General features: G+C 55.6%; 12 protein-coding genes. 5 read left to right on the top strand and 7 right to left on the bottom strand.

Translation table 11 applies throughout. The features are described from left to right. Positions 1-23 precede the first annotated feature (23 nt). Positions 24-1559: an MFS transporter gene (locus M2Q46_RS06060; protein ID WP_115633867.1), complete on the top strand. Its 1536-nt coding sequence runs from the start codon at positions 24-26 to the stop codon at positions 1557-1559. On the opposite strand, the gene fdxA is transcribed toward M2Q46_RS06060, so the two are convergent. Then, on the bottom strand, positions 1556-1888 hold the full coding sequence (gene fdxA, locus M2Q46_RS06065) for a ferredoxin FdxA (protein ID WP_009464181.1): 333 nt from the start codon (positions 1886-1888) through the stop codon (positions 1556-1558). The two genes, M2Q46_RS06060 and fdxA, sit on opposite strands and share 4 nt — an antisense overlap. Positions 1889-2026: 138 nt before the next feature. Further along, on the bottom strand, positions 2027-3100 hold the full coding sequence (locus M2Q46_RS06070; protein WP_137430199.1) for a linear amide C-N hydrolase: 1074 nt from the start codon (positions 3098-3100) through the stop codon (positions 2027-2029). 235 nt (positions 3101-3335) lie between these two features. Here M2Q46_RS06070 and M2Q46_RS06075 point away from each other — a divergent pair, with 235 nt between their 5' ends. Further along, positions 3336-5351: a ligand-gated channel protein gene (locus M2Q46_RS06075; protein WP_203145666.1), complete on the top strand. Its 2016-nt coding sequence runs from the start codon at positions 3336-3338 to the stop codon at positions 5349-5351. Between the two features lie 73 nt (positions 5352-5424). On the opposite strand, the gene M2Q46_RS06080 is transcribed toward M2Q46_RS06075, so the two are convergent. Further along, the gene (locus tag M2Q46_RS06080; protein WP_302356902.1) at positions 5425-5754 is read right to left on the bottom strand and encodes a hypothetical protein; all 330 of its coding nucleotides are present in this window, start codon (positions 5752-5754) and stop codon (positions 5425-5427) included. A 106-nt stretch (positions 5755-5860) separates the two neighbouring features. Between M2Q46_RS06080 and M2Q46_RS06085 the strand changes: the two genes are divergently transcribed. After that, complete coding sequence (locus tag M2Q46_RS06085; protein WP_226349396.1) at positions 5861-6664, top strand: hypothetical protein; 804 nt, start codon at positions 5861-5863, stop codon at positions 6662-6664. Between the two features lie 43 nt (positions 6665-6707). Here the strand turns inward: M2Q46_RS06085 and M2Q46_RS06090 are convergent, their stop codons facing one another. Next, on the bottom strand, positions 6708-8783 hold the full coding sequence (locus tag M2Q46_RS06090; protein ID WP_115633869.1) for a catalase: 2076 nt from the start codon (positions 8781-8783) through the stop codon (positions 6708-6710). Positions 8784-9031: 248 nt separating this feature from the next. Here M2Q46_RS06090 and M2Q46_RS06095 point away from each other — a divergent pair, with 248 nt between their 5' ends. Further along, positions 9032-10156 carry a metallophosphoesterase gene (locus M2Q46_RS06095; protein ID WP_302356903.1) on the top strand — a complete coding sequence of 375 codons (1125 nt, stop codon included), beginning with the start codon at positions 9032-9034 and terminating at the stop codon, positions 10154-10156. 22 nt (positions 10157-10178) lie between these two features. On the opposite strand, the gene M2Q46_RS06100 is transcribed toward M2Q46_RS06095, so the two are convergent. Together M2Q46_RS06100 and M2Q46_RS06105 are read right to left on the bottom strand one after the other, a co-directional pair. After that, the gene (locus M2Q46_RS06100) at positions 10179-10955 is read right to left on the bottom strand and encodes a DNA alkylation repair protein (protein ID WP_302356904.1); all 777 of its coding nucleotides are present in this window, start codon (positions 10953-10955) and stop codon (positions 10179-10181) included. Next, entirely contained in the window at positions 10952-11440 is a 489-nt protein-coding gene (locus tag M2Q46_RS06105; RefSeq protein ID WP_022983289.1) for a MarR family winged helix-turn-helix transcriptional regulator, read from the bottom strand. Before M2Q46_RS06105 ends, M2Q46_RS06100 begins: the two co-directional genes overlap by 4 nt. Positions 11441-11730: 290 nt before the next feature. Here M2Q46_RS06105 and M2Q46_RS06110 point away from each other — a divergent pair, with 290 nt between their 5' ends. Beyond that, positions 11731-13014 (top strand): pyridoxal phosphate-dependent aminotransferase, encoded by a 1284-nt coding sequence (locus tag M2Q46_RS06110; protein WP_009456304.1) that lies wholly within the window; start codon positions 11731-11733, stop codon positions 13012-13014. Positions 13015-13072: 58 nt separating this feature from the next. Here M2Q46_RS06110 and M2Q46_RS06115 read toward each other — a convergent pair whose 3' ends face one another. Then, complete coding sequence (locus M2Q46_RS06115; protein ID WP_266107925.1) at positions 13073-13975, bottom strand: LysR family transcriptional regulator; 903 nt, start codon at positions 13973-13975, stop codon at positions 13073-13075. Positions 13976-14019: the final 44 nt, after the last annotated feature.

A 14019-nucleotide genomic window follows, 5' to 3' on the forward strand; every position in this document is an offset into this window, starting at 1 on the left:
CTTTCCTACCCCTCTGGTCTTTTATGCTGCACAGCTCGATTACCCATCAAGCCCACACTGCTCCCCTCTCCCCAAGCCGTCGCTGGTTGATCCTGGCAATTGTGTCGGCAGCTCTTCTACTGATTGTGGTGGACATGACGGTGCTCTACACCGCCCTGCCACGCCTGACCCATGATCTGCAGGCCTCGGCCGCGGACAAGCTGTGGATCATCAACAGCTACGCTCTGGTCGTCTCCGGACTGCTGCTGGGCATGGGCACCCTGGGTGACCGCCTGGGTCACAAGCGCCTGTTCCTGTCGGGTCTGGCCATGTTTGGTCTGGCTTCAGTCGCAGCCGCCTACTCTCCGAACCCAACAGCCTTGATCGCCGCACGCGCCTTTTTAGGTGTGGCAGCGGCCATGATGATGCCCGCCACTTTATCGCTGATACGCATCACCTTTCATGATGAGCGCGAACGTGCGGTGGCCTTCGGTGTCTGGTCTTCTATCGCCTCCGGTGGTGCCGCCTTTGGTCCGGTTCTGGGCGGATTCCTGCTGGAACATTTCTGGTGGGGATCCGTCTTTCTGATCAACGTGCCCATCGTGCTGATCGCGCTGCCTATGGGCTGGATTCTGGTGCCCCGCTCCACGCCAGATGCATCGCGCCCCTGGGATATCAAAGGCTCCTTGCTGATCATGGTGGGCCTGGTAGCCAGCACCCTGGCTATCAAGGAAATGGGCAAGCTGCATACGGATTGGGGTTTGACCGCTGCCGCCCTGCTGATCGGCATCTTGTTTCTGAGCTGGTTTGTCCGTCAACAAAACCGCAGCCCTTTCCCTTTGCTGGACTTTGCCCTGTTCAAGGACGCCACGCTAAGCACCGCCGTACTCTCTGCCTTGACGGCCTCAGCGGCCTTGATCGGCATGGAACTGGTTTTCAGCCAACGCCTGCAATTGGTACTGGGTTTCTCACCATTGGAAGCGGGCCTGGCCATTATTCCTTTGCCACTGGCAGCCTTTATAGCCGGTCCCTTGGCCGGGCGCCTGCTGGTCGTCATCGGCAGCAAGCGACTGCTGATTGGTGCCCTGAGCCTGGCGGGAGCAGGCATGGCCGCTTATCTGCTGTGGCATAACAGTGCACAGCCTCTACAAGTGATCAGCCTGATCATGCTGGGCCTGGGTGTCGGTGCAGCCATGACGGCGGCTTCCAGCACTATCATGCAAAGCGTGCCACCTTCGCGCGCTGGCATGGTGGCCTCGGTCGAGGAAATGTCTTATGAACTGGGTGGTGCGCTGGGTGTGACCATTATGGGTAGCCTGCTGTCCTTCGTATACAGCGCCAGCCTGATCCTGCCACAGGAATTAAGTGACCGCGCCCTGGCCTACGACAGCCTGGATCAGGCCTTATTGATGACAGAAACCATGCCACAGAATCTGGCTCTGACCTTAAGTGAACTGGCCCGCGACTCTTTTGATAAAGGCTATGTCGCCGTACTGGCCAGTTGTACGGCTTTGCTGGTGATGGCGGCCTTGGCGGTCTGGTACTTCCAACGTAACAACAGCCATCAGAAAGCCCATTAATCTTTCTTCAACAGCGCCAACTTGTCGGTCTGAGTCGCCCAGTACTCATGATCCGGCAAGGGCGCTTTTTGTTGACTGATACGCTTCCAGGCCGGGTCCTCGCTCAAGGTCCGGTTCAGTTCCACATAGACCTGCTGCTCGGGCGTCACATCCTGATCACTGACAATCGCCCCCACCGGACACTCGGCCACGCAGATGGAGCAATCAATGCACTCGTCAGGATGAATGACCAGGAAATTCGGGCCTTCAAAAAAACAATCCATGGGGCACACCGTCACACAATCGGTGTACTTGCACTGGATACAGGCTTCCGTCACTACATAGGTCATGAAACAGCTACTTCAACAAATAAAGACGGGGCATAGCATAACAGCTGAACATGAACATCATGTGATCGCTGTCGGCTATGCCCCGGGTATTCAACCTGGGCTCAAGCTACCCTGAAGCGGCCTGAACCACCAGGCAACTTAGATGGCAGGTGCTTTCGCAGGCAAGAACTGGAAGGGCTTGGCAGGTTTGAAGTGCTCCAGCGCTTCACCCATATACACCGTGCTTTGCTCGGGACCCAGATCCAGCTTCATGACCTTGCCGGTCTCGGCCGAGAAATCGACCTTTCTCATATCGACCCAGAACGCACCGGGCGACAGTACCGAGTCAAAGTAATACAGGCTGCGCTGGTGATCGAACACTGTACGCCAGCGAGTCGAAGAGTTGTTGGGCTGGTCAGGTACGGTCATGCCGTAAGGTGTGGAGGCATTGCGCATCACGCTCAGTACGCTGGCTACGGCCTTGTCATCGCTAAGGTTGCGAGGCACGGCATCGATATAGAAAGAAGCACGGGCAAAACGATCAGCGGCACGGCTGGTGCCCGGCAACATGTTCATGCCTCCCACAGATTGCCAATAATCCCGGATTGCCAGTTGCTGATCGAAAGTCGGTGAGTTCGTCAGCACCTGATACTTGCGGCTATGGTGAATATGCTGCTTGCCGTCGATGTACTCAATAATGGCGCTGTCACCAGACGAGTCCGACATGGACAGGTGCAAGGTTGCCAAACGCTCTTCGTTGGGGACTTTGTCGCTGATGACCACGAAGGGATTCTTTTCCAAGGCAGCCACCGCTTCAGCCACCGTGGCGAAGTTATCCAGAACATACTGCCCCCACAAGGACATACTCAAGGTTTTGTCGCCCTTTTGAGGTGTGGGGTATTGCGACTCCACCAACCATAGCAAGTTGACGTTCAGTCCCTTTTCATTTGCACCGTCCGTGGAGGCCAGGTCATAACCCGACGCAATCACGCTGCCGTATTTCGAAGTCCACTCAATGGACGAGGGGCCAGCTTCGCCAGTGCGTTTTTCACCGCGAGGAAAAATCCAGAGGTTGGTGCCGACATCCAGCTTCCAGTCCATGGAGCGACCGGTAATCACCTGTCCGTTATCACCCAGAAAAACAGCTCGGGTACACGCCTGAGAGGCCGCAGGCACCAAAGCCAGCCCAACTGCACATGCCAGCAAAGTACGACGACATTTTTTTAGCAACATCTTTCTCTCCAGAGACGGCTAGCCGCCCAATCAATGAAACAAAAAAACCGACTGCTTTCACAGCCGATACATTGGACACGGGTGTAACAAAAACAGGATTAGGGCAGCGCGTCAAGCCAAGTGACAAGTTGTGGCAGAAGACCTACAGATACATGAAAAAGAGCTCTCTTGATTTGAGAAACACAGCGTTTAAATAATAATAACTGTTCTCATTATTGTTCCTTACCTGATTTTCATGTCCCCCTTGTTTCCTCTTTCCCCTGCTGCCCGCGCCGTAATCCTCCTGACCGGCTCCCTTGCCCCCCTCTCCTGTGCCTTGGCTCAACAAAGCGTTAACCAGCTCGACAATATCGTGGTTACGGCTTCCGGCTTTGAGCAAGCGGTTCAAGATGCCCCTGCGTCCATCAGCGTAGTGCCACGTGCCGAACTGGAAAAGAAGGCCTATCGCGATGTGACTGACGCACTGCGCGATGTGCCCGGCGTTGTCATCACCGGGGGAGCCAGCGGCAGCGATATCAGTATCCGCGGCATGGCATCGGCCTACACCCTGATTCTGGTTGACGGCAAACGACAAAACTCGCGTGAGACACGTCCCAATAGCGACGGTGCCGGTATCGAGCAAGGCTGGTTGCCACCCATGCAGGCAATCGAACGTATTGAAGTCATCCGCGGCCCCATGTCGTCCTTGTATGGCTCGGAAGCCATGGGTGGTGTGATAAATATCATTACCCGCAAAGTCCACCAGGAATGGACCGGCTCGCTGCGTACAGAAGGCACCGTCCAGGAGGACTCCAAGTCCGGCAATATTTATCAAGGCAATTTCTACCTGGCAGGCCCCATCAAGCAAGACATGTTGGGCCTGCAAATTTATGGTCAGGAATCCCGTCGCAACGAAGACGAAATTCTTAACGGTTTCAACAAGCAGAACACGTCCTCGGGTACCGTCAAGCTGACCTTGACCCCTTCGGCCAACCACGACTTTACTGCCGAGTTCTCCCGTACCTTGCAAGAGCGTACGTCTACGCCCGGCAAAAGCATGGCAGCTGAGACCTGCGGCAAGAACGGCAAATGCACGCCCAACGAGATCTCTACCAGCAAGTACTCTCGCAATGTGTTCTCCGTAGGCCATAACGGTCGCTGGGGACAAGCTGTCTCCAACACCTACGTGCAACGTGAAGAGATTGATAACCCCGGCCGCAGCATGTTCCTGAAAAATACCGAGTTCAATACGCAATGGAGCCTGCCTTTGGGCAACCATATGCTGACCTCGGGATTTCAATATCTACACGAGCAACTGCGTGACACGAACAATCAATACAAACCTGATGTCAGCCGCCTGAGCCGCGAGCAATGGTCCGTCTTTGCTGAAGATGAATGGAGCATGACCGACAACTTTGCTTTGACCGGCGGCGTGCGCATGACTCACGATGAGAACTACGGCAATCACTGGACCCCACGCCTGTACGGCGTATGGCATGCGACCGAGCAGTTGACCCTGAAAGGCGGAGTGTCCTCCGGCTTCAAGGCCCCTTCCCTACGCTCAGCCGTGGCGGACTGGGGGCAGATCACGGGTGGTGGCGGTGGCGTACCTGCCGTGATTGTTGGTAACCCGAACCTGAAGCCTGAAAAGAGCCTGAGCCAGGAACTGGGCGTTGTTTGGGATAACCAGAACGGTATGGTCAACAGCCTGACCTTCTTTAATACCAACTTCAAAGACAAGATCTCTGAGACACGCCGTTGCACAGATCCGGATGGCCTGCCTAACTGCCACGTTTTCCCAGGCGATCAAGGCTACAAATTCATCAGTGACCGTGTCAACGTAGACAAGGCCATCATGCGCGGTGTGGAAGCATCCACAACCTGGTCGATTACCGATGATCTGCGTCTGGCCGCCAACTATACCTACACTTACTCCAAGCAAAAGAGCGGAGACTTCTCCGGTCAGCCTTTGAACAAGATGCCCAAACATATGTTTAATGCCACGCTGGACTGGGATGCCAACGAGCGGCTGGGCTTGTGGACACGTGTGAACTACCGCGGCAAGACTTCGGACTATCTGAGTCGTACCAGCATGGCGCAAGGGACACCATCCTTCACCTTCCTGGATGCCGGCTTGAACTACAAGTTCAACAAAACTACTACGGTTGGCTTTGGTGTCTACAACATCTTTGACAAGCGCGTCACGGATGAAACCTTTGATGCTGTGTATGATGGCCGCCGCTACTGGGCTCAGCTCACTGTCGGTTTCTAAAAACACCGCTTCATGCTAAATCAAAAAACGGCCCTACATGGGCCGTTTTTACACATCAGTTCAACTCGGCCATTCAAAACTCCAGGCAATCAAAAAACTCCGGCAATCCTGCATAGCTATCCATAAGCTGGTCAATGACATAAGCACTGTCACGGGTTTCCAGAGCCAGCAGGTTTTCCCGGTAATCTTCTTCAGCCAAGCCAACGGCTATGCGGCCCGGTTCGACAAGGGCACCGGCCAGCAGCTCGGACAGCTTGGGGTCCTGCATCGCCTCCAGGGCAGCGCGCAAGGCCAGTTCTTCGTCCGTAAAACCAACTTGTCCGGTGCGATCAGCGTGTAACGCCGCTTGCACTAAGGGCAACAAATTATCAATATCTTGCTTGCTAAGGTAAAACACATGCATGACACGTTCTCCACGGGTTGGTGATCGGCTAGTCCAGCATACCGAAAGACACAAGACTGGCGCTAGTGCGCCGTCATTTACAGAATTAAAAAGGGGGGCCATGACAATGAAGCGTAAACTCACTCATTCCCGCTGGCTATTATTGGGAGTCTTGCCACTGGCCAGTCTGGCTCATGCCCAAGTGAGTGCTCAACGTCCAGACGCCATTTCCGACAGCACGACTTCGCCACACTATGCCGTGCAGATTACACCCTATGCCTGGATTACCGGCTTGTCGGGTGAGTCCTCCCCCTTCAAACGCGCGCCCTCCCTGGATATAGAAAAGTCCTTTTCAGATGTCCTGCACGATCTGCGTGCCGCGGCCTTTCTGAACGCCTGGGTGCGTCGCGACCGCTATGTGTTCAACAGTGACCTGCTCTACGTGAACACACGCGAAAGTGAAGTGGTAGGTGGTTTGCCTTTGGTCGGTGCTGCAGAAGGGACCGTGGACACACGTCTGTTCATGGCCACGTTGCAAGGTGGTTACCGCATCTACGACACTGAACAAGCCAGCCTGGACGCACTGGCCGGTTTTTCTTTTTGGGATATACGCACCCGTGCCCATCTGAGTACGGCTGGCCGAACCCGACATCATCAGGAGAGCTTCAATTGGGTAGACCCCATGATAGGACTGCGGGCGTTCTATCGTTTCACCCCGGAGTTTTCCACTCAAGCCCAGATCCACTTGGGTGGCTTTGGCGTGGGCTCGCGCCTGAGCTATCAAGCTACCTTGACCTTGAACTACGACCTGTCAGAAAACTTCTCCATCGCTGCCGGATACAAGATGCTGGATGTGGACTATCGTCGCTCCGGCCATGTCTTTGACACTCGCATGTCGGGCCCCGTGCTGGGGCTGAGCTGGCGCTACTGACGGCACGTGAAAGGGGGCGGCACCGCCCCCTTTTCACAAGACATCAGGCCATACCATCTACCTGATGGCGTCGCTCCCAGAACCGTGAAGACACTTTTTCAAGCAGATCATCACCGGTTTTGATGACGAACACCCCCTTGTCCACTGAAACGCCTGCCCGGTCCAGCAAGGGTTGGGCTGCGCCGTTATGACCAATTGCTTTCAAGTGTCCATAGGCGTCGGCTACAAAATCCACCGCCGCCTTGTTAGTGCACAGTTTTGAAGCTTCTTCCTGGGTAAGCAGCAAGGCCACTGCATCAAACAGAACCGAAGGCGCACCCGCAATCTTTTCGTCGGCAGCCAATTGTGTGCCGTCTGACAGCGTCACTCCCCCTACTTGCGGAGCGATAAGCTTGACGGCCACCCCGGCCTCCTGAGCCCCTGTCAGCAGCATTTCCAGCAAGCCCTTGTCAGCTCCGTCCGTTACCAGAATACCCAGCATCCGACCGGCAATCGGCGACTTCTGGGCCAGTATGGACAAGGCTTTGGAAGGTGCCATGTCGATCGGCTTGCGGGCGGGCTTGGCAGGAGGCGGCAAATCCAGCCCCAATCCCTGAGCCGCTCGTTTGGCCAGATCCTCATCAATGACACGCATGTGCGAGAGCACACGCACACGAACATGATTGAGCTGGACCTTGGACAGTTCAAATACCAGCCCGGCAATCAGATGTTCCTGCTCAACTTCAGTCTGAGAGCGATAAAACAATCGGGCCTGGCTGTAATGATCCGAGAACGACTCAGCCCGTACACGCAGTTTTGCGCCATCGTCTACGGTACTGGGGAAGGTGCGAAAGCCATGCGGCTGCGCGCGCGGTCCGCCCGATTCACCCGCCTCCTCCAGGCTATTGGGCTCGTAGGTCGCACGGCCCTTGGGAACCTGCGTCTGCATCATGCCGTCGCGCTGCATATTACTGAATGGACAGCGGGGTGCATTGATAGGAATCTGATGAAAGTTGACCGTTCCCAGTCGAGATTTTTGCGTATCCAGGTAGGAGAACAAGCGGCCTTGCAACAAGGGATCATCCGTAAAGTCGATCCCCGGAATGATGTTGGACGGCAAGAAAGCAACTTGCTCGGTCTCTGCAAAGAAGTTGTCGGGATAACGATCCAGTACCATACGACCCACGATTTTGACGGGCAGACTTTCCTCGGGAATGAGTTTGGTCGCATCCAGCACATCGTAGTCCTGCTTGTCCGCCCACTCCTGATCGAAGACCTGCACACCCAGTTCCCACTCCGGGAAGGCTTCGCTTTGAATCGCCTCGTACAAATCGCGTCGTAGATAATCCGAGTCCGCCCCGGAAATCTTGACCGCCTCATCCCACAGGGTGGACTGCAAGCCCTGCTTGGGCTTCCAATGAAACTTCACAAAGTGCGACTTGCCCTTGGCATTCACAAAACGGAATGTGTGCACACCAAAGCCCTGCATCATGCGAAAGGACCGTGGCAAGGCTCGATCAGACATCAGCCACATCACGGTATGCAAAGACTCGGGCATCAGGGAGACAAAATCCCAGAATGTGTCATGGGCTGACGCTGCCTGGGGAAAGCCCCGGTCCGCCTCGGGTTTGACGGCATGGATCAGATCCGGGAATTTGATGGCGTCCTGGATAAAAAAAACGGGCATATTATTGCCCACCAGATCCCAGTTGCCTTGCTCGGTATAGAACTTGACCGCGAAACCACGCACGTCGCGTGGTGTGTCTTTGGAGCCTTTAGAGCCGGCTACCGTTGAGAAACGACAGAACACCGGCACCCGATGTCCTTCCTTTTGAAATACACAGGCCTGGGTCAACTCCGGGATTGCTTGCGTGCATTCAAAATAACCATGTGCTCCTGTGCCGCGAGCATGAACAATGCGCTCCGGTATACGTTCATGGTCGAAATGGAATATTTTCTCGCGCAGGACAAAATCTTCCAACAAGGTCGGGCCACGCGCCCCGAAACGCAAGGAATTCTGATTGTCCGATATCGGTACGCCATGATTGGTCGTCAACTCAGCATGGCCAAACTGATGTAACTCCCCACCTTGCCCCACGGCATCCTGATTGGTTTTGGCTGCGGATTTTTTCGTCACCATATGTCCTCCAATCAAATCAAACGAAAACCCCGTTCCACTGGGGTGCCCTTGGGAAAAAGCCTAGAAGTTTTAATGACTTGATGTGCGAAGCAATCTCTCAAATCGTAAACAAGCATGTCCAGCTTTTTTCGTGACAGAGCCGTAACTGTCTGGTGAGCTCTGACATCATGCCCACTTCCTCGCTCTATACTGAGCACGCTTTATCGCCCGCTCAAGCACGAGCCCCCGTTTCTTTTTGGAATGATTTTGTGTTTCAAGTCGCTGCTCTCGTTTTCGCCCTGTATGTCGCCTGGCGACTGATCAAACCGCTGAAGATCAAACCCTGGATCAAATGGCTGCTCAGCATCTTGGCCGTCGCCGCCACCCTCCACCACTACACCGTAGCGCTGTTCTGGGGCTCACGGGCCTCACCGGAAATTCCCGCACAAGTCATCATGGTCCTGGGCTGGGCTTTTGGGGCAGTCCTGCTGGCCGCCTGCTTTACCTTGATCACCGACCTGGCAGGTTTACTGATGCGCGTTCTGTACAAGCCAGCCGGGCTGCTTCTGTTGCGCTCCTCTACCTTGCGGGGCATGCTGGGCATCGCAGCGGTCAGCCTGTCCGCACTGGGTGTCTGGCAGGCAGTGCAAGTCCCCGAGCTCAAGTCCATCGAAGTAAAGGTCAAGGGTCTGTCCCCCAAGCTGGATGGTTTCAAACTGGCGCAACTGACTGATCTGCACGCCAGTCGTCTGCTTCAAGGCCCCTGGATACAAGCCATTGTTGATAAAACACAGGCTTTGAAACCGGATCTGATCGTCATTACAGGTGATCTGGTCGATGGCACGGTGACAGCGCGCCGCGATGATGTCGCCCCCTTGCGAGCCCTGTCTGCCCCGCAAGGGGTGTGGGTAATTGCAGGCAACCACGAGTACTACACCCAGTACCAACCCTGGATCGAGCACTTCAACAGCCTTGGGCTACGTATGCTTCTGAACGAGCACAGCATTATTGAACAAGACGATGCTGCTTTTGCTTTGGCTGGCATTACCGACAAGTCGGCAGCCGTGCATGGGCAACCCATGCCCGATGTGGCTGCAGCAGTCGCCGGGATCCCTGCTGGCATGCCCATCATCATGTTGGCCCACCGCCCTGACACCGCCAAGGAAAGCGCTGCGGCCGGGGCGGCCTTGCAGTTGTCGGGCCATACCCATGGCGGCCATATTGTGGGCATGCACAAGATCGTGCAGATGGCCAATGATGGCTATGTGGGTGGACTGTATCAAGTGGGGGATATGCAGCTGTACGTCAGCTACGGTGCCGGACTGTGGGCGGGCTTCCCGCTGCGACTGGGGCGCGCCTCAGAAATCACCTTGATTACCTTGCGCGCCTCCTGATTCCAGGACTGGAACCGGAGCATCAAGACACGCTGCGCAGCGCCCGTCGACACAGGCGCTGCACAGCAGCATTATCTGGCGCTTGCATCTGCCATTGAGCACATAGATCACGCACCCACTGCGGCTGATCCTTGGCCGCATCATTCAAGAAATTGGCTACCGAGTCCTGCACATACACACTGCCATCCCGATACAAGAGCTCAAGAATCGGCAACATGCGTTCCGGTTCTTTTTTCAGGATGGCAATATGTGCGCACCACACTCCCCGAGGGCGCAAAGCCTCACACGCAAAACGACGCAGATATTCCGAGTCTGAGCGCGCCCACTGCTGCAAGCTCTGAATCGACGCATCCAGCTCGGCCACCAAATGAGGACGTACCGCCATCCAGGACCATTCACGCACACCAAAATGCGCATCATCAGCCAAAGGGCACAGTACCTCCAGGCGCTGAGGCACACTTAAGGATGCACGGGCTCCCACCATAAAGCAGGCCCAGCCCCGCACCACATCAGCCGGGTGATCCAAACAGCGCGTCCAGGCCATCTCGCCATACGTGTCCAGCAAGTATTCCCCAATGGCTTTCATGCGCTTGAGAATGCCCAATTGGGCCAGGGTGTCGATGTGCTCTGCGCCCTGCTCATCCAATTCCGGAAATACGGTCGCCACCAGCACGCGCTGATCGATGGCCAAGGACTCGGTCAGAGTAAGACCCTGGATTTCCCCCTTGGACAGAGCCAGCAAAATATCAGCCGGTATATCCGCAACCTTGGCATAAGCCTTGCGGTTCTCGATACTCATGACGCGTCTTCTCCGCCAGCGGCTTTGTTCAACAAGGCGCTAAGCTGGGTGCACTCCGCCTCGGACAAATGCCGGAACAATTCGCCTATCCACTGGGCGTGAGTTCCTACCAGCGTCCTGGCCAACTCCGCCCCCTGAGGGCTGAGTTTCACCATGACAGAACGCCGATCGGTCTGAGCCGCAAAGCGCTGCACCAAGCCCGCTTTCAGCAGCCCATCCACCAGAGTTGTGACAGTCGCCCGCGTCACGCCTGCCCGTTCAGCCAGGATGTGGGAAGGCATGCCGTCGGGTGCTTCTTCCAGCAGGAACAAAAGCACAAAACGGGCTTCACTCAAGCCATGGGGCGCCAACAAGGCGGCGCAGTCCCGATCAATACGGGCAGACAAGGACAGGAGCTGAAAACACAGGGACATGCCCTGAACGTTGACGCCCTTTTGCTGCTCTGCGTGCGAGAGCAAGGCCCGATATTTCGCTTCCAGTTTCATAGTTCGATATCAAATAATTTGATATCGAATCTTAATCTCAGAGCGCTTCAAAAACAAGAAGAATAAAGGAGGGCTGATTTCACATCATGCCAATCCAATCCATAAAGCGGAATATGTCCAGGTAGTAAGGAGCCTATCGACAAAAGAGTGTCGCCAAAATTCGACAATGCCACATTTTAAGCTTGATGCTTACAAGACAGGCTCACGCATGCGGTAAGGTATAAGGCTGGTCAGGCATCAGCCCTGCCACCGTTCATTAGCAGCACACATGGAATCCGATTACCAGCATCATGAATAGCATCAAGAAATCGAGCAAATTGGCGAATGTTTTGTACGATATTCGCGGCCCCATCATGGACCGGGCCAAACAAATGGAAGACGAGGGCCAGCAACTGATCAAGCTCAATATCGGCAACTTGGCGGTATTCGGTTTTGACGCCCCGGAAGAAATCCAGCTCGACATGATCCGCAACCTGCCCAACTCTTCGGGCTACTCGGATAGCAAAGGTATTTTTGCCGCGCGCAAAGCCGTCATGCACTACACCCAGGAACAAGGGATCAAGGGCGTGACGCTGGAAGATATTTACCTGGGCAATGGCGCCTCTGAGCTGATTGCCATGGCCACCAACGCCCTGCTGGACGACGGTGACGAACTGCTCCTGCCCATGCCCGACTATCCGCTGTGGACGGCTGTAACCAGCTTGTCCGGCGGTACACCCGTGCACTACTTGTGTGACGAATCCAAAGGCTGGATTCCGGACCTGGACGATATCCGCTCCAAGATCACCCCACGCACCAAGGGCCTGGTTGTCATCAACCCGAACAACCCCACCGGCGTGCTCTACCCCGACTCGGTGCTGCAAGCTCTGGTCGATATTGCTCGCGAATTCAATCTGGTGCTGCTGGCCGACGAGGTCTACGACAAGGTCCTGTTCGACGACATGAAGCACACCGCCATGGCCAGCCTGTCCAACGACGTACTGACCCTGACCTTCAACTCCCTGTCCAAGAGCTACCGCGCATGTGGTTACCGCGCAGGCTGGCTGGTGATTTCGGGCGACAAGAAAGCCGGTGCCGACTACATCGAAGGCCTGAGCATGCTGGCCAATATGAAGCTGTGCGCGAACGTGCCCGGCCAATGGGCCATTCAGACCGCCTTGGGTGGCTATCAAAGCATTAACGATCTGGTATGCGAAGGCGGACGCCTGCGCCGTCAGCGCGATCTGGCTTACGAGCTGATCACCGCCATTCCAGGGGTTAGCTGCGTCATGCCCCACGCTGCCCTGTACATGTTCCCGCGCCTGGATCCCGAGGTTTATCCCATCAAGGACGACCGCCAATTCTTCCTGCAACTGCTGGAAGCCACCCGCGTGATGCTGGTGCAAGGCACGGGCTTTAACTGGCCTCATCCGGATCACTTCCGCATGGTGTTTCTGCCCCACGAGCCGGACCTGCGCGAGGCCATCAACCGCATCGCCAAGTTCCTGAAAGACTACCGTATCAAGCACGGTACAGAACGGCCTGAGTTTGCCCAGGCGACCATTCCAGTCGTAGACAGCGCCGAAGCTGAATAAAAATCGGATTCAATGAAAAAAGCCAAGGATTCATTCTCCTTGGCTTTTTTTCTGGCACTCAAGATACTTGAGTCAATTGCTCCGCAACCCAATCAATAAAAACACGCAGCCGAACATTCGTATGTTTGCTGCGATGAAAAGCCACATACAAGGGCATAGGGTCCATCGTCCAATCCGGGAATAACGCGATCAGGCGCCCTGCTTGCACCGCTTCCTTGGCCAAATACGCCGGCAGGCAAACCAACCCCAAACCCGCTTCACCCGCTGCCAGATAGGCGTTGCCATCATTCACGGCCAAGCCATAACGGCCTGGCAAAGAAACCCGTTCTTTATCGCGACGCAAGGCATAAGGAAACGGTTTGTTCTGATGTTCCCACAGGTACCCCACCATTCGATGTGCAGACCCGTCCAGCTCTTCAGGATGCACAACGGTACCAAACCGCTCCAGATACAAGGGTGCAGCATAGATGGACAGATGCAGCGCCCCCACCCGCTTGGCGATCAAGGACTGGTCTTGAATCTGACCACCTCGAACCACACAGTCCATGCTTTCATCGAGCAGATCTACCGTCTTGTCGCCTACGCCCATATCCAGCTGAATATCCGGGTAGCGTGCGTAGAACGACGGCAAGGCAGGCACCAGCACACGGCTGGCTAAAGGGCTGGGCACATCTACCCGCAAGCGGCCACTGGGCGAAGCCAAGGCTTGGGCCAGATCCCGCTCACTGTCTTCCAGATCGGCCAGCAATTGCACCACACGCTCAAAATAAAGTGCCCCAGCGCTGGTCACACTGACCTTGCGCGTCGTGCGATGCAGCAAGCTCACCTGCAAGCGTGCCTCCAATTGCTGCACCAGATGCGTGGCCCGGGTTCGGCTCAGATGCAAAGCTTGGGCCGCCTTGGTAAAGCTGCCCGTTTCCACCACCTTGGCAAAGGTACGCATCGCTTCGAAACGGTCCACGTATTGTCTCCAATCTGTTGCAGTGATTGTTTGGATTATAGAAA

The organism is Alcaligenes sp. YSL9 (assembly GCF_030515105.1).
In the GTDB taxonomy this organism is placed as follows: Bacteria; Pseudomonadota; Gammaproteobacteria; order Burkholderiales; family Burkholderiaceae_B; genus Alcaligenes; species Alcaligenes phenolicus.

Excerpts from the sequence above, each read along its gene's own strand:
- M2Q46_RS06060 (WP_115633867.1), top strand. The coding sequence starts at position 24 with ATGCTGCACAGCTCGATTACCCATCAAGCCCACACTGCTCCCCTCTCC.
- fdxA (WP_009464181.1), bottom strand. The coding sequence starts at position 1,888 with ATGACCTATGTAGTGACGGAAGCCTGTATCCAGTGCAAGTACACCGAT.
- M2Q46_RS06070 (WP_137430199.1), bottom strand. The coding sequence starts at position 3,100 with ATGTTGCTAAAAAAATGTCGTCGTACTTTGCTGGCATGTGCAGTTGGG.
- M2Q46_RS06075 (WP_203145666.1), top strand. The coding sequence starts at position 3,336 with ATGTCCCCCTTGTTTCCTCTTTCCCCTGCTGCCCGCGCCGTAATCCTC.
- M2Q46_RS06080 (WP_302356902.1), bottom strand. The coding sequence starts at position 5,754 with ATGCATGTGTTTTACCTTAGCAAGCAAGATATTGATAATTTGTTGCCC.
- M2Q46_RS06085 (WP_226349396.1), top strand. The coding sequence starts at position 5,861 with ATGAAGCGTAAACTCACTCATTCCCGCTGGCTATTATTGGGAGTCTTG.
- M2Q46_RS06090 (WP_115633869.1), bottom strand. The coding sequence starts at position 8,783 with ATGGTGACGAAAAAATCCGCAGCCAAAACCAATCAGGATGCCGTGGGG.
- M2Q46_RS06100 (WP_302356904.1), bottom strand. The coding sequence starts at position 10,955 with ATGAGTATCGAGAACCGCAAGGCTTATGCCAAGGTTGCGGATATACCG.
- M2Q46_RS06105 (WP_022983289.1), bottom strand. The coding sequence starts at position 11,440 with ATGAAACTGGAAGCGAAATATCGGGCCTTGCTCTCGCACGCAGAGCAG.
- M2Q46_RS06110 (WP_009456304.1), top strand. The coding sequence starts at position 11,731 with ATGAATAGCATCAAGAAATCGAGCAAATTGGCGAATGTTTTGTACGAT.